Below are 14953 nucleotides of genomic sequence, written 5' to 3'. Positions count from 1 at the left end.
AATCGCCCAAAGTTTCGATGAACAAAAAGTCTGCCGCGTGTTGTTAGACGGAGGATTGCTGAAATACAACCACAAAAACAAAGGCTACCAACACCAGCGCAAAGGTAGCGGCTGGTTTTATGTGCTGCCCCCAAATATGGAACTGGACGACTGACCGTTTGCATGGGGTTAATTCAAAACGCCCACCAAGCCCGCCATGACTGATACAGGCGGGCTTTTTTACGCCCATTACTTCAGACAATCCATACCCAAACGGCAAAGCGCGCTGATAGCACAATTACGCCCTGTTTCCGCCATGACCGACAAAGACAGGCGAGGGATAAATAATTTCAAGACCAATACGCGCGCGCGAGCCATACAACGAATTTTTAGAGTCCATAAAAAGGGAAAAGAAGACCAAGACGCGCGGACAGATAAAACCCTATGCGCGAGGCAAAATCATTTGTTACCTTTGTTACCGCAAAATTTAACATTTATAACTATATGAATATTAATATAAAAATAAAGAAAATACGGTAACAAATGAACATAGATTTACTTGTTACCGATTTGTTACCATTTGTTACCCCTTTATATTCATATGGTTACGCCCAAAAAACAGGGGCGGTAACAAACGGTAACAAGGTTAAGATATGTGTCTTGTTACCATGAGAGCTATGACTGGCAAGGCTTTCAGCCATTGGTAACAAGGTAACAAACGATTTTTGCGTTTTTTTGTGTATATACGCTTTTTCTTTATTCTTGCCTCTTGCTGCTTATCTGTATAAAATTTGATACATGAACAGAGAGAAGCCGATTGAATGGCGTGATACATCGCTAGAAGACCTAAAAGCCTTTCCGATTGAAGCGGTAAGGCATTTCGGCTATGAATTGGGATTGATCCAAAATGGCTTAGAGCCGACAGACTTCAAACCGATGATTAGTCTTGGCAGCGGGGTTATGGAACTTAGAAAACGTTTGCCCGACGGGGCGTTTAGAGTGGTTTATGTGGCTAAGTTTGAAAAAGCCGTCTATGTATTGCACAGCTTCCAAAAGAAGAGCCAAAAAACCGCCCCGAAAGACACAGCAATCATCAAGAGCCGATATAGGGCATTGATACAGGAGATAGAAAAATGACATCGAAAACCACGCATATTACACCGGTAGGCGGTAATGTTTTTGCCGATTTGGGTTTTCAGCCTGACGAAGCCGCCAAACTCAAGGCACATAGCGATATGATTATCAGAACCAAGTTACAGATTGCCGAAAGCGTCAGCGCATGGATAAAAGAGCAGAACTTGAAACAGGAACAGGCGGCAGAAATCTTTAACACCAGCCGCCCCCGTGTTTCCGATTTGGTAAACGGCAAAATCAGCAAGTTCACGATAGATGCGTTATTAACCATGCTTGCTAAGACAGGCAAAACGGCGGAACTGAATATCAGCCGCTAATCTGATGGCGAACAGCTAAAGTGGAGTAATGCTTACCCCTGAAAAATTTTGACTTTGACAAAATGGGGGTTTATTTGGGGGTATATCCTCATTTCTTGATTATTTTAATGATATAAAACAATGTATTAATCCTTTTGTTTGTGTCTCTCCGTCGCACCAACATACAAAAACGCTTAGAAATTCTAAGCGTTTTTTTTTCATTTAATCCCGTCTAATGCCATTAACTAATCCTTGTAAATGCAAGGGTTTCAGACTTCTTTATATTCCATTGTTTTCTTTTTGGCTACATAACGCCGTCTAATTTAATCTAATTGAATCAACCAAAATCAGGGGGTATGATTCATGGTATCTGAAAATACCCCCTAAAACATACCCCCACCGTGCCGCTGAATGACCGACAAATCAAAAACGCCAAGCCCGCCGAAACAGGTAAAAAGACCAAGATGTTTGACGGCGGCGGCTTATATCTTGAAGTTACCCCAGCAGGCGGGAAAGTTTTCCGCCTGAAATACCGTAATAGACGGCAAAGAAAAAACACTGACTATCGGCAAATATCCGACCGTATCACTGGCAGAAGCCCGCGCCGCTGCCGAGAATGCCCGCCGTTTGATTGTATCTCCGTCCTACTCTTATATACAACCATTTGTATCTAAATAATTTCATTCAGTATTACATTTTATTTTTCCCCGTTTTTCGTCTTTTCCCATCTACACAAATCTACCCGAATCGGCATAAAAATGTCGGTGCTTTTGTTGGTGCATGGTACAACACCTGAAAAAGCACCAATAAAACCGCTGAGACTGCTGTTCTTTGTGGCGTGTAGAACAATCAGAAAGCACTAATCGTACTTAGCCATTTGTCAGGGTTTTAAGATAAGTATTTCTTGTGCATCAGGTCAGTTAAATAAAGAACCGGCTACATCATCTTCGATTAATTTGATTAACAAAATTAAAAATGCCGTCTGATTTCTCAGGCGGCATTTTGAAATTGCTCATTCCTACTTCGGCGTATAACGTCCCGCCATCGCTTTATACACCATGTTTTCGTATTTCAGCGTTTCGTACCGCTGGTTCAGCACGTTTTGGGCGGAGCCGTATTCCGTACTCAACGCTTCCAGCCAATATTTCAGCTCGTTTTTGCCGTGTTGGTAACGCACTTGGTAGTAGCGGCTGTTTTTCTTGTCCAAGGCGTAACGCTGCTCTTGGTTGTTGAGCGCGGCTTGGGCGTTTTGGTAGGCGAGGTAGTTGGTATTGACTTCGTTCAGCGCGGTGGTCAGGGCTTTTTCAAAGTTGAGTTTGGCGCTGTCGAAATTGGCTTGGGCGGTTTTGTCTTTCCACTTCATGGTCTGCCAGTTGAGGAACGGCAGGTTGATGGTGGCGGAGCCGCCCAAGAGCGGGATATTAAACGTGCTTTTGGCTTTTTCAGACGACGTGCTCAAGCTTGCGCCCAAGGTAATCGAGGGATACCAACTGCGTTTTTGCGCTTCGACGGATTGGAGCGAGGATTGCAGGCGGTATTCGGCGGCGCGCAGGTCGGGGCGGTTTGCCAACACGGTAATCGGTACGTCGAGGTTCACGCCTTTGACGGACAGCAGTCGGTATTGCGCGGGGTCGGCGGCGATGGCTTCGTTCGGTTTGAGGTTGAGCAGGTTGCGTAAAACCTGTTTTTGCGTGTCGAGGCTGTTTTTCAGGGAAATCAGGTTGTTTTGCGCGCTCAACAGCGATTGTTTCGCCTGCGTCGGCTGGCTGGAATCGGCTCTGCCGTAGCGGAACTTGGCATCGGCAATGCGGTTGATTTCCTGATATTGTTTGAGGGATTTTTGCGACAATTCAATGGCTTCGTTGAGGTAGGCGATATTGAAATAGGCGTCGGCGACATTGTTGATCAAAGTCAGGCGCGTGTTTGCCATATCCTGCTGTGTAGCTTGGTATTCCCATACTTGCGCGTCGGCGGTGGCACTGAGTTTGCGCCACAAATCCAATTCGTAACTCAAGCCGAGCTGGCTGCTGAAGGTGTTGCCGTGGCTGCCGGTTTTCAGGTTTTTGGATGTGGACGCACTCAACGAGCCGCTGAACGACGGCACCAAATCCGCCCCCAAAATATTCGCCTGATACAGGGCTTTATTGACGCTGATGGCCGCCTGTTTCAAATCGATATTGTTTTCCAAAGCCTGTGCCATCAGGGCGTTGAGCTGCCGGCTTTGATAGATTTCCCACCAATTGCCGTTCACGTCGTAGCGTTCGGCGGTTTCCGCCGCACTCATCACCTGCCCTGTCGATTCGAGCGTGAGGTTTTTGTCGGTGCTGTGGACGGCGCACGCGCTTAAGGAAAGGGCGAGCGACAGGGATAAGGCCGTCTGAAAAAAAGGTTTTGTCTGCATGTTGTGTCTTTCGGTTTAAGGTTTCAGACGACCTGAAAGGTAGCGAGGTCGTCTGAACAATCTCATCGGCTGCGTTTATTTATCGGCTAAAAACGCTTTTCGCTGTTCCGTAAACTGCCACCACGGCTTCGGTTCGTTCCCCTGCATAAAATCAACCAGCGACAGGAAAATATCGATCATGCAGGGATCGTGTCGGGTTGCGGTCAGGCTGCACAGGCGGTCGTACATTTCGTAAGCGTCCTGCCCCGCCAAATCCTGCGACTGCGTGATGCCGAGCAAAGCCAAATCCTCCGCCACGGCTTTGCCGACATTGGGCAGGTCGGTCAATGTATTCAGCTTGCTTCGTTGTACTTTGTCGGGGTTCATGTTTTACCCTTTGTTTTGAAGGCCGCCTGAAAACCTACAATCGGATGTATCAACTTGTTTTCGCGGGCGAAGCCCGCGCTACTTTCGCCGCCGTCATTCCCGCCTGCGCAGTAATAACGACGAAGCCATTTCTTATTTGAATTTATGTCGGATACAAGTATCCGACTTACTTTTTTCAGACGACCTCTTCCCACTCAAACAGGTCGTCTGAAATCATGAAATCCTGACCACGACGCCGCAATGCTGTTCGGCGGCGGCTTGGTAGAACGCGGCGAGTTCTTTAAACCGCTGCGCCAATTCCGCGCGGGTTTCGGCAAATGCTTTTTCATCGCCCCAAATATCGGGGTAGATTTGGTTGTTTTGAAAATCTGCTGCGGCTTTACCGTCGAGCAGCGCGGCGAAGTCAGCTTGGTTCAGGGCTTGGGCTACTTCGGCGGTTTCGGTATCGTCGATCCAGCCGGTGTGTTCGCCCGCTTCTTCGTCCTGCCGCAGGATGTTGCCAATCATGGCTTTGCTCAACGGGTTTGCCGCGTCGGCATCGTCCGAGCCTTTGCCGGTCAGGACGAAATGCAGCGCGTCCCATAGTTTGCCTGCGCTGCATTCTGATACGGCGGCGGGGGTGCCGGAGGAAGTTTTGATTTGTTCGATGCCGCTTTGCGGGTAGGCGGCGTATTTTGCGTAAACGTCCATAGGTTTCCTTGTATTGAAGGCTTGAGATGCCTGTTTCGGGAGGGGTCGTCTGAAATATAGTGGATTAACTTTAAACCAGTACGGCGTTGCCTCGCCTTGTCCTGATTTAGTTAATCTACTATATGTTGCGGATTCGGACGACGCTCGGGCTGTTTTCGCAATGTATTGTGTGAATCGTGTGTTCGGTATTGCGTCGGGTTCTGACCCGACTTTTGCTTTTTCAGACGACCTTATTTATCCAAACGCAGCAGCGGGCCGCCTGCTTTCTGTACCGCCGTTTGATAGGCGGGGTCTTTTTCAATGCGCTGCAAATAGGCGCGGATGTTGGAATAGTCCGCCAATCCGAAGCGGTCGGCGGCGGCTTGCAGCGGGTAACTCATCATGATGTCGGCGCCGCTTAGCCGGTTGTCGACCAGCCAGTCTTTGCCGTTTAATTCGTTTTCGACGTAGGCAAGATGCAAGGCGGCTTGCGGTTCGATAAAGCCGTTTTTGACGTTGCCGCTGATTTTGCGTGCAACGGGTTTGACGAAAAACGGCATAGGGGCATTTTCTATTTTGCGGAACACCAGCCCGAGCAAAAGCAAGGGCATCAGCGAACCTTCGGCATAGTGCAGCCAGCGTTGGTAATGCCAGTAATCTTGGCTGCCGCGTTCGGGCATGAAGCGTCCGCCGCCGTAGGTTTGAATCAGGTAGTCGGTAATCGCGCCGCTTTCGTTGAGCACGAATCCGTCGTCGTCGATAACGGGGGATTTGCCCAGCGGGTGTACGGCTTTGAGTTCGTCGGGAGCGAGCAGGGTTTCGGGATGGCGCGTGTAGGTTTTGATTTGATACGGTGCGCCGATAAGTTCGAGCAGCCAGACGATGCGCAGGGCGCGGGACTGTGCCAATACATGCAGGGTAATCATTCGGTTTTCCTCGGTGTGTATGTTCATTGTGATGACAATAGCCAAACGGGGTTTTCAGACGACCTTTTGGGTTTGGAGGTCGTCTGAAAACTTAATCCTTAGACAAAGCATCAATCGGATTGAGCTTGGAGGCTTTGTTGGCGGGCATAAAACCGAACGCTACGCCGATGGCGGTGGAACAGACAACCGCACCGATAACAGAGCCGATGGAAATTTCCATCGGAAATTCGGTAACGAATTGGTTGAACACGAGGCTGATGGCTGTGGACAGCCCTACTCCGACCAAGCCGCCGATAATACAGATTAAGACCGCTTCAATCAGGAATTGTTGCAGGATGTTGTTGCGCCGCGCGCCAATCGCCATGCGCACGCCGATTTCTTTGGTGCGCTCGGTTACGGACACCAGCATGATGTTCATCACGCCGATGCCGCCGACCACCAACGAAATCAAGGCGATGGAGGAAATCAGCAGCTTCATCGTGCCGGTGGTGCTTTCAACCATCTGCTTGATGCTGTCGCTGTTGTTCATGAAAAAGTCTTCCGTACCGTGCCGCGTTTTGAGCAGCTCGGTCAGCCCTTTTTCAGCGACTTGGGTGTTGGCGTCGTCTTTGATTTTGACGGTAATCGAGTTGGTGTGGCTCTCGCCGGTGATTTGGTGCATCACGGTCGTATAGGGCGACCAGAGCATCAATACGTCGGCGTTGCCGAAGGAGTTTTCTTCTTTTTGCATCACGCCGATGACGGTCAACGGGCGTTTGTTGAAGAGGACGGTTTTGCCCAAGGGATTGACGTCTGTGCCAAAGAGTTTTTCTTTGGTGTTTTGGTCGATCACGACGACTTGCGCGTCTTCTTTTACATCGCCCTCGTCAAACAGGCGGCCCGATTCCAGCTTCAACCCGCGCACGTCGAAATATTGTTCGCCCACGCCGTAAAGCGAGGCGGACAAATCGGTGTTGCGGTAAGTCAGCGTGCCGCCGGAGGTCGTCTGCGGCGTGGCGGAAGCGACGTAGCTTTGCTTGGCGATGACTTTGGCGTCGTCAATGGTCAGGGTTTTAATCCTGCCGCTGCGCCTGTCGCCGAAACCGCGCCCGGGGAAGATGCTGATGGTGTTCGTCCCCATCGCGCTGATGTCTGCGAGGATTTTTTTCTCAGAACCGTTGCCCAAAGCGACGACGGACACGACCGAGGCGATGCCGATGATGATGCCGAGCATGGTCAGGAGCGAGCGCATTTTGTGCGCCATAATCGCCTGCACCGACATTTTGAAGGCTTCGACGAATTGGTCGTAATAAAACAGCCACGAAGATTTTTCTTTGATGCGTTCTATTTTACTTTCGGGGATTTCGGGATTTTTTGAACTGTCGGAGATGATTTCGCCGTCGCGGATTTCGATGATGCGGTTGGCGATGGCGGCGATACCGGGATCGTGCGTAACCATAATCACGGTATGCCCTTCTTTATGCAGCTTTTGGATGATTTCGATCACATTTTTGCCGCTGGCGGTATCGAGCGCGCCGGTCGGTTCGTCGGCGAAGATGATTTCGCCGCCGTTCATCAGGGCGCGGGCGATGGAGACGCGCTGCTGCTGACCACCGGAAAGCTCGCTGGGTTTGTTGCCCTCTTTGCCTTCCAAACCCAAATCCTGCAACAGTTTCTCCGCGCGCGTCGAACGCTCTTTGCCGCCCATGCCCATATACACGGCAGGCAGGGCGACGTTGTCCCGCGCCGTCAGCGAACCCAAAAGGTTGTAGCGTTGGAAAATAAAGCCGAAGCGTTCGCGCCGCAATGCCGCCAGTTCGTCCGGCTCCATTTTGGCGGTTTCGATGCCGTCGATTTGATACGAACCCGAAGTCGCGCTATCCAAGCAGCCGAGGATGTTCATCAGCGTGGATTTGCCCGAACCGGACTGCCCGATGATGGCGACGAAATCGCCCTTTTCTATCGACAGGCTGACATCTTTCAACACATGAACGCGGTTCGCGCCGCTGCCGAAGTAGCGGTTGATGTTTTTACATTCGATTAAGCTCATAAGTGTTTCCGACCGATAATGATGTATGGATTGGAAAGGTCGTCTGAAAGCGGGATTTTGCTAGAAACAAAACTTTCAGACGACCTATTGCCTATTTATCTCGGCGGACCGCCCTGCATGGCGCGTTGCGCCGCTTCAGCCTGCTCCGCCGCGCTCATTTCCGACATCACCACCTTGTCGCCTTCTTTCAAACCGCTTTTCACTTCGGTATTCATACTGTCTTTCAGACCGACCGTAATCTCGCGTTCCGAAGCTTTACCGTCCGCGCCCAAAACGCTGACAAACGATTTGCCGTCGTGTTTTTTAATCGTCAGCGTCGGCACGAGCAAAACGTTTTTCACGCCGTTGATTTCAATCGTGTTCTGCGTTGTCATACCGATAGAAAGTTTGCCGTCGGGATTAGGCACCAAAGCGCGGGCATAGTAATAAATCGCATTGGAAGTCGTGTCCGTGCTGGTGGTATAGCTGCCCAGCGACATCGTGGTCAGGCCCGGATCGACACTGTCGAGCTTCGCCTTAATCGGCGTATCCGGTTCGGACAAAATCGTAAACGAAATATCCTGCCCAGCCTTCACCTTCGTAATATCGCCTTCGGCAATCTGCATTTTGTTCAACATCGTATCCAGATTCGCCAACTGGATAATCGTCGGCGTGGACTGCACCGCGTTCACGGTTTGCCCTTCTTCCACCGGAATCGCCACCACCGTACCGTCCATCGTCGCAACGATGCGGGTATAGCCCAATTCCGATTCGGCAGTATTGATGGAGATTTTGGTTTGCTTGATGGCAGCCTTCAGCTCGGCAACATTCGCCTTAGCCGCAGCCAACGCGTCCTGCGCACTTTCCAAATCCTCTTTGGACGTCGCGTTTTCCTTCCATAAAGCCGCCTCGCGCTTGTATTTCTTCTCCGCACTGTTCAGCGCAATTCCGGCAGAAACCAATTTCGCCTGATACGTTTCCAGCTTGGATTTTTCCGTATTCAGCGTGTTCACCTGAGTGGTCGAATTGATTTCCGCAATCAAATCGCCCTTTTTAACCTGCTGCCCGAGCTTGACGTACAGCTTCTTAATCTGCCCCGAAGCCTGCGCGCCCACCGACACCAAGTTCGACGGCGAAATCTCGCCCGTAGCGGATACCGTCTGGCTGATGTCGCCGCGTTTGACCGTTTCCGTGATGTAAGAAGTTTGAGGTTCGGGCTGAAAATAAGACCACGCCGCAAACCCAAGCACCGCAGCAACCGTTATTCCGACCGTCCATTTATTAATGATTTTTGCCATAACTGACTTTCTGATTCATCCATTTCATCTGTTCAATCCGGCACCCGATTCATGTCGCATAATCCCAACACTTATCCGCCGAAAACGCTGAAAACGGGCGGATTTTACTTCAAACCTTTACCCCAGCCAAGTCAACGGCAAATCAAATAAAATCATAATAAATTGTTTTATAATCATTTTATAAAAAACCATTTCCAAGATATTGCAACGCATTTACATATTTTCCCAATCCTGAAATTTATCCAAACATTCAAAATGGGAGAAAAGAACTATAATTGCAGTCTGAATTCCCGTCCATACAATAAAAATTACGACATATCATGAAAAACACATTACAAAAAGGCTTCACGCTGGTCGAGCTGCTCATCGTCATCGTCATACTCGCCATCCTTGCCACCCTTGCCTATCCGTCCTACGAACGCTTTATCCGTAAAAGCCGCTTGGAGAACGTCCGTTCCGAGCTGCTGATCAACGCTCAAAACCTCGAACGCTTCTACGCGCAAAACCGTACGTTTGAGAATTTCCCGGCAACAGACCTGGTTCAAAACGAATACTTCACCATCCAGTTTTTCGACTATCAAAACACCCAAAAAGGGAAAGAGAATCCGTCCGCCTCGGGCTTCCTGCTCGAAGCCAAACCGAATGACGGATACAAAAGCAAAGAGACCTGCTCCGTCTATCTCGACAGCGACGGTATCTTTTGGGCAAGCAGCTCAGCAAACAGCGAGGATTGCCCCGGATATGAACACATAGATCAAAAATAATCCGAACCCACTGCCGCTATTTTTATCCGTTCATACAAAAGGTCGTCTGAAAAACTTGTTCAAGATTTTCAGACGACCTTTTCATCATCAGCTAAAATCCGCTATTTCCAAGTGAGGAAACCACATTATGAACATCACCCCTGTCAAAGCCTTAAACGACAACTACATCTGGATGATTCAAGCCGGCAACCACGCCGCCTGCGTCGATCCGTCCGATGCCACGCCCGTTTTGGTATTCCTCGTCCGCAACCGCCTGATGTTGGCGCAAACATGGATTACCCATTTGCATCACGACCATATCGGCGGAGTCCAATCCCTCAAAAACGGCTTTATGGAATCACCCGTGTACGGTGAGGCGGATATTGACTTGGCAACGCATACGGTTACGGCAGGTACGCAGTTTCCCTTCGGTGACGGGCTGGTTACCGTGTGGGCGACGCCCGGCCATACCGACCGCCACGTCAGCTATCTTTTGGAAAACGCCGAAGGTTTACACGTTTTCTGCGGCGATACATTATTCTCTGCCGGCTGCGGCAGGGTGTTTACGGGAACGATAGAAGATTTGTACGACAGTTTCCAAAGATTCAATCAGTTGCCCGAAGACACGCTGTTTTATCCTGCGCATGAATACACTGCCGCCAATCTGCGTTTTGCCGAATTTATCGAACCGGGAAATCCCGATATTCAAGCGGCTTTGCGCGCGGCGGAAGATACTCCGACCCTGCCTGTAACCCTCGCGCATGAACGCAAAATCAATCCGTTTTTACGGGTCGATTTGCCCCATGTCCGCGAACGGGTTGAAGAATTGGTAGGGAAGCAACTGGACAGCGGTTTGGAAGTATTCGCCGCGCTGCGGGAATTGAAAAACCGTTTTTAGGTCGTCTGAAAACTCAATCCAGCCAATTCAAACCAAAATAATTGATCCCTTCTCCCTTCCCTGTATAAACACGGACAGGAATGACAGCCCTTTTATAGTGAATTAACTTTAAACCAGTACGGCGTTGCCTCGCCTTAGCTCAAAGAGAATGATTCTCTAAGGTGCTGAAGCACCAAGTGAATCGGTTCCGTACTATCTGTACTGTCTGCGGCTTCGTCGCCTTGTCCTGATTTTTGTTAATCCACTATATTTCAATCGGCTATAAAACCTGCGTTCCAATCTATTGCAGGGATTTTGAATACCTTTGCCCCGATAAACTATAATCGGCACATTCAGACGACCTTTCCCAAGCCATGACCCGACAAGTTTTCATCCTAGGCGACCAGCCGCTCCCCGAAGGCAGCAGTAAGCCCTATGCGCTTTTGACGGCGAATCCGACCAAGGAACACCACTATATCGCCCAAACCGAGCAACGGCAGCATGCGCACAATCCCCAAGTCAGTCCGCAAAACCAAAATGTTTACCGGCTGCCCCTATCCTTGTTTGGCACTCATCCCCATCAGCCGCATGATGAAGGGAAAAAACGCAAACACTCTGCCAAACCGGCCGCCCTGCCCGAAGCTGCAAGCGTCAACATCATCGGCAATCTGGCGGCGAAAAACCTCTACACGCTGGCTTTCGTTGAAAACACCGGCAACCAATACAACCTCGAAAGCTGGTTCAACCGCCACGAAAGCGGCTACGAAGATGCCTGCGAACACTTGCGCACGCTGCCCGGATGTCGTCTGAAAACGAGCGAAGCGAGTTTTGCTAAAACGAGCGAAGCCGTTCTCACCGAAACAGACTCAGTCAAAGTCCCCGATGCGCTGTGGCGCGTGCTGCGGCTCAAATTCCTCGGCATTTTGCGCAATCCCCGCAACCATCAAAACCCGTTTGCCTACCGCCTGCTTCAAGTCCTGCGCTCACGGCTCCCCGAAGCGGGATTCGAGTTCGTCAGCCTCATCAGCCGCCACGACCCGAAACGCATCGAATCCATCATGCAGGATTTCCATTTTTCCTTTCTCGGCTATGTCAACTGGCTTTCAGGGCTGTATGGCATGTTGAGCGAAGGCGTTTCGCAACCGTCGCTGTTCGAGCGGCTGTTCTGCGCCGTTTTTGCCGAACCGCAAGCCGTCAAAATCGAGCTGTTCCGCTATCCTGGCGATACGGGGCTGTGCCTCTTTGCCGACAGCGGTTTCTGCATTCAGGCATCGTCCGAACTCATCAGCATCGGTGTCAATATTTCCCACGATATGTTTGCCGTCGTCCATCTGCAAGCCGCACGCTGGCACGATTTTAAAAATACTTTCCATCATGACGCGCCGAAACTGCAAGGCAAAGTGAAGATTATCGACGACGACCAAACCCAACGCGTCATGTTCAACCGGCTCTGTATCCGCCAATCGCACGAAGCCGTGTTCGGCAGAAGCCCGAACGTAAAAGACTACATCTGAACCATCAACATCATGAATACTTCCCCCGACGCATCTATCTTAGGCCTAGGCTATCTCGGCCGCCCTTTGGCGCAGAAACTCTACGAACACGGCAGCCGCGTCGCCGCCGTCAAGCGCAGCCTGACTTCGGACGATATTAATCTGCCCATACACCTCGACACCCTCGATCTCAATCAAGACAACGTGTTTCAAAGCGCAAACCTTGCCCGCGATACAAGCTTTTGGCGGCACCACGCCGACAAACCCGTTTGGTTCTGCCTCTTGCCGCCATCCTCGCTGACGCATTACGCCGACACCGTCAAACAATGGGCAGAACTTGCCCGAGCGTGCAATGTGCAACACCTGATTTTCACCGGCAGCACCAGCGTTTACGGCGATAAAGCGCGCGAATGCGACGAAACTTCCGCACCCGATCCGCAAACCGAGTCCGCCCGCCAAATCCTCGCCGCCGAGCAATACCTGCTCGACAGCGGCGTGCCAAACATTGACATCCTGCGCTTGGGCGGGCTTTATTGCGCCGAACGCCATCCCGTCAGCCGCCTTGTTCAAAAGCAAAACATCCCGGGCGGCAACCGGCCCGTCAATATCGTCCACCGCGACATCGCCGTCGAAACCCTGTTTCAGACGACCCTCCATCCAAACGGCAGACGCATCCGCAACATCGTCGAACCGCACCATCCGACCCGCCGCGATTTCTACACCGCCGAAGCCGCCAAACTCGGCCTCCCGCCGCCCGATTTCGCGCCCGACGGCACCGGCGGCGGCAAAATTGTAAATACCGTTTCCGCCGACGGATTAAGCCTGTAAAATTGGCGCTCCGCGACCGTTTCAGACGACCTTTCGGCAGCGGCAAAACCAAAACCAAAAAACACAGTCTTACTTAACAACCCCAAGCCCGAAAGTATCGAGAACACCCTATGTCCGCCCTATTTCCCGTTATCAACCACCTGATACAGCAAAATCCGGAACATCAACAAGACCTGTCCCGCCTGTCAGGCAAAACCCTGAGCCTCAACCTCGCCGGATTCGGACTGACCGGACGCATCAATCACGACGGCTTCCTCGAAACCGCCGACCAACCCGCCGACACCCTCATCACCTTCCACCAAAGCGCCATCCGCAAAATCCTGACCGGACAAGAACCCGGCGTCGGCGACATCAGCCTCGAAGGCGACCTCATGCTCGGCATGACCGTCCTGCCCATACTCGGCAGCCTGCGCTACTACGCTTCAGACGACCTCACCCGCATCTTCGGCGACTCACTCGCAGGCAGCATCAGCGAACGCGCCGCAAACATCGGGCAAACCGTCAAAAAAATCGGACAAAGCATAGCCGAGCAAATCAGCGACTTTTCCCGCGAACCCGAATCCCCCGTTATCGACGCCGCCACCCTGTCCGCCTGGATGGAAGAAGTGGACAAACTGCGCGACGACGTTGCCCGCCTTAATGAACGCCTCGACCGGCTCGAACGCGACATCTGGATAGACTAATTTTCAGACGACCCTATGCCTATGAACAGCCCGTTTCACAACATCGGTATCGTAACCCGCCCCAATACCCCCGAAATCCAAAACACCGCCCACACCCTCATCCAATTCCTACAGGGACACGGCTTTACCGTCTATCTTGACGAAATCGGCATAGAAGAACGCTGCATCTATGTTCAAGATACCGTCGGCTGCCACATCGTCAGCAAATCCGACTTGGGCAAACACTGTGACCTCGTCATCGTCCTCGGCGGCGACGGCACATTCCTCTCCGTCGCCCGCGAAATCGCACCGCGCACCGTACCCGTTATCGGCATCAACCAAGGGCATTTAGGCTTCCTCACCCAAATCCCCCGCGAAAACATGACCGAAGAGCTGCAGCCCGTCCTCGAAGGCAAATACCTGCCCGAAGAGCGCATCCTCATCGAAGCCGCCCTCGTCCGCGACCGCGAAACCATCCACCGCGCCCTTGCCCTCAACGATGCCGTCCTCTCGCGCGGCGGCGCAGGTCAGATGATCGAGTTCGAAGTCTTCATCAACCAAGAATTCGTCTATACACAACGCTCCGACGGCCTCATCGTCTCCACCCCCACCGGCTCCACCGCCTACTCCCTTGCCGCCGGCGGCCCCATCATGCAGGCAGGATTGCACGCCTTCACCCTCGTGCCCATCTGCCCCCAATCCATGACCAACCGCCCCATCGCCATCCCCGATACCTCCGAAATCGAAATCCTCGTTACCCAAAGCGGCGACGCCCGCGTCCATTTCGACGGACAATCCTTCATCGACGTCCAAAACCTCGACCGCATCATCATTCGCCGCTACCACAACCCCCTGCGCATCCTCCATCCCACCGACTACCAATACTTCCGAACCCTGCGCCAAAAACTGCACTGGGGCGAACAACTCGTATAAACACCAAAGGTCGTCTGAAACCCGATTGCCCAGTTTTCAGACGACCTTTAATAACCATCCGTTCAAATCCCAAATACACACATTCCATCATTCCCGCGCAAGCTGGAATAACAAAATTTATCAATCATTTACACTAAAAATTGATGATAAAAGACGATATAGTGGATTAACTTTAAACCAGTACGGCGTTGCCTTGCCGTACTATCTGTACTGTCTGCGGCTCCGTCGCCTTGTCCTGATTTAAAGTTAATCCACTATAAAAATTCCTGAGATACTTTTATCTGTTTCCCCCCCTTTTTTCAGACGACCCCGCCATGCCCATCCTCGCTTGGAACACCCC

At 51.4% G+C, this 14953-nt stretch carries 14 protein-coding genes and 1 pseudogene; 9 read left to right on the top strand and 6 right to left on the bottom strand.

Annotated elements, in window-relative coordinates; all coding sequences use genetic code 11:
• The first annotated feature begins 777 nt into the window (after window positions 1-777).
• From DBY90_RS12080 to DBY90_RS12070, 3 genes and pseudogenes are all read left to right on the top strand, one after another.
• Window positions 778-1116 (top strand): type II toxin-antitoxin system RelE/ParE family toxin, encoded by a 339-nt coding sequence (locus DBY90_RS12080; RefSeq protein ID WP_070492805.1) that lies wholly within the window; start codon window positions 778-780, stop codon window positions 1114-1116.
• Complete coding sequence (locus tag DBY90_RS12075; protein ID WP_070492806.1) at window positions 1113-1430, top strand: helix-turn-helix domain-containing protein; 318 nt, start codon at window positions 1113-1115, stop codon at window positions 1428-1430. The genes DBY90_RS12080 and DBY90_RS12075 overlap by 4 nt, the downstream gene beginning before the upstream one ends.
• 380 nt (window positions 1431-1810) lie before the next feature.
• Window positions 1811-2042, top strand: a pseudogene (locus DBY90_RS12070) (Arm DNA-binding domain-containing protein); the annotation flags it as partial.
• A 385-nt stretch (window positions 2043-2427) separates the two neighbouring features.
• On the opposite strand, the gene DBY90_RS12065 reads toward DBY90_RS12070, so the two are convergent.
• From DBY90_RS12065 to DBY90_RS12035, 6 genes are all read right to left on the bottom strand, one after another.
• Complete coding sequence (locus DBY90_RS12065; RefSeq protein WP_070492807.1) at window positions 2428-3810, bottom strand: TolC family protein; 1383 nt, start codon at window positions 3808-3810, stop codon at window positions 2428-2430.
• A 75-nt stretch (window positions 3811-3885) separates the two neighbouring features.
• On the bottom strand, window positions 3886-4176 hold the full coding sequence (locus DBY90_RS12060) for a helix-hairpin-helix domain-containing protein (protein ID WP_070492808.1): 291 nt from the start codon (window positions 4174-4176) through the stop codon (window positions 3886-3888).
• Window positions 4177-4389: 213 nt separating this feature from the next.
• Window positions 4390-4866 carry a DUF1877 family protein gene (locus DBY90_RS12050; RefSeq protein WP_070492809.1) on the bottom strand — a complete coding sequence of 159 codons (477 nt, stop codon included), beginning with the start codon at window positions 4864-4866 and terminating at the stop codon, window positions 4390-4392.
• A gap of 230 nt (window positions 4867-5096) precedes the next feature.
• Entirely contained in the window at window positions 5097-5771 is a 675-nt protein-coding gene (locus DBY90_RS12045; RefSeq protein ID WP_070493304.1) for a glutathione S-transferase family protein, read from the bottom strand.
• 91 nt (window positions 5772-5862) lie between these two features.
• Window positions 5863-7800, bottom strand: a complete 1938-nt coding sequence (locus DBY90_RS12040) for a MacB family efflux pump subunit (protein ID WP_003758058.1) — start codon at window positions 7798-7800, stop codon at window positions 5863-5865.
• 95 nt (window positions 7801-7895) lie between these two features.
• A complete protein-coding gene (locus DBY90_RS12035) occupies window positions 7896-9077 on the bottom strand; it encodes an efflux RND transporter periplasmic adaptor subunit (protein ID WP_016688395.1) in 1182 nt (393 codons plus the stop codon).
• A gap of 320 nt (window positions 9078-9397) precedes the next feature.
• On the opposite strand from DBY90_RS12035, the gene DBY90_RS12030 reads away from it, so the two are divergent.
• The 6 genes from DBY90_RS12030 (at window position 9398) to DBY90_RS12005 (ending at window position 14613) form a co-directional block, all read left to right on the top strand.
• Entirely contained in the window at window positions 9398-9841 is a 444-nt protein-coding gene (locus DBY90_RS12030) for a type IV pilin protein (RefSeq protein WP_070493309.1), read from the top strand.
• A gap of 127 nt (window positions 9842-9968) precedes the next feature.
• Window positions 9969-10718 (top strand): hydroxyacylglutathione hydrolase, encoded by a 750-nt coding sequence (gene gloB, locus DBY90_RS12025; protein WP_070493313.1) that lies wholly within the window; start codon window positions 9969-9971, stop codon window positions 10716-10718.
• A gap of 353 nt (window positions 10719-11071) precedes the next feature.
• Entirely contained in the window at window positions 11072-12211 is a 1140-nt protein-coding gene (locus tag DBY90_RS12020) for a hypothetical protein (protein WP_070492717.1), read from the top strand.
• Window positions 12212-12223: 12 nt separating this feature from the next.
• A complete protein-coding gene (locus DBY90_RS12015) occupies window positions 12224-13018 on the top strand; it encodes an SDR family oxidoreductase (RefSeq protein WP_107987295.1) in 795 nt (264 codons plus the stop codon).
• A 110-nt stretch (window positions 13019-13128) separates the two neighbouring features.
• Complete coding sequence (locus DBY90_RS12010) at window positions 13129-13701, top strand: ubiquinone biosynthesis accessory factor UbiJ (RefSeq protein ID WP_070492719.1); 573 nt, start codon at window positions 13129-13131, stop codon at window positions 13699-13701.
• A gap of 21 nt (window positions 13702-13722) precedes the next feature.
• Entirely contained in the window at window positions 13723-14613 is an 891-nt protein-coding gene (locus tag DBY90_RS12005) for an NAD(+) kinase (RefSeq protein ID WP_070492720.1), read from the top strand.
• The last annotated feature ends 340 nt before the right edge of the window (window positions 14614-14953 follow it).

It is taken from the genome of Neisseria mucosa, assembly GCF_003044445.1.
Classification (GTDB): domain Bacteria; phylum Pseudomonadota; class Gammaproteobacteria; order Burkholderiales; family Neisseriaceae; genus Neisseria; species Neisseria mucosa_A.
The sequence above is the reverse complement of the archived record's forward strand: the minus strand, read 5'-3'. Positions and strand labels throughout refer to the sequence as shown.

What these genes read in the sequence shown, in the direction of transcription:
- DBY90_RS12080 (WP_070492805.1), top strand. Translation starts at nt 778, where the DNA reads ATGAACAGAGAGAAGCCGATTGAATGGCGTGATACATCGCTAGAAGAC.
- DBY90_RS12075 (WP_070492806.1), top strand. Translation starts at nt 1,113, where the DNA reads ATGACATCGAAAACCACGCATATTACACCGGTAGGCGGTAATGTTTTT.
- DBY90_RS12065 (WP_070492807.1), bottom strand. Translation starts at nt 3,810, where the DNA reads ATGCAGACAAAACCTTTTTTTCAGACGGCCTTATCCCTGTCGCTCGCC.
- DBY90_RS12060 (WP_070492808.1), bottom strand. Translation starts at nt 4,176, where the DNA reads ATGAACCCCGACAAAGTACAACGAAGCAAGCTGAATACATTGACCGAC.
- DBY90_RS12050 (WP_070492809.1), bottom strand. Translation starts at nt 4,866, where the DNA reads ATGGACGTTTACGCAAAATACGCCGCCTACCCGCAAAGCGGCATCGAA.
- DBY90_RS12045 (WP_070493304.1), bottom strand. Translation starts at nt 5,771, where the DNA reads ATGATTACCCTGCATGTATTGGCACAGTCCCGCGCCCTGCGCATCGTC.
- DBY90_RS12040 (WP_003758058.1), bottom strand. Translation starts at nt 7,800, where the DNA reads ATGAGCTTAATCGAATGTAAAAACATCAACCGCTACTTCGGCAGCGGC.
- DBY90_RS12035 (WP_016688395.1), bottom strand. Translation starts at nt 9,077, where the DNA reads ATGGCAAAAATCATTAATAAATGGACGGTCGGAATAACGGTTGCTGCG.
- DBY90_RS12030 (WP_070493309.1), top strand. Translation starts at nt 9,398, where the DNA reads ATGAAAAACACATTACAAAAAGGCTTCACGCTGGTCGAGCTGCTCATC.
- gloB (WP_070493313.1), top strand. Translation starts at nt 9,969, where the DNA reads ATGAACATCACCCCTGTCAAAGCCTTAAACGACAACTACATCTGGATG.
- DBY90_RS12020 (WP_070492717.1), top strand. Translation starts at nt 11,072, where the DNA reads ATGACCCGACAAGTTTTCATCCTAGGCGACCAGCCGCTCCCCGAAGGC.
- DBY90_RS12015 (WP_107987295.1), top strand. Translation starts at nt 12,224, where the DNA reads ATGAATACTTCCCCCGACGCATCTATCTTAGGCCTAGGCTATCTCGGC.
- DBY90_RS12010 (WP_070492719.1), top strand. Translation starts at nt 13,129, where the DNA reads ATGTCCGCCCTATTTCCCGTTATCAACCACCTGATACAGCAAAATCCG.
- DBY90_RS12005 (WP_070492720.1), top strand. Translation starts at nt 13,723, where the DNA reads ATGAACAGCCCGTTTCACAACATCGGTATCGTAACCCGCCCCAATACC.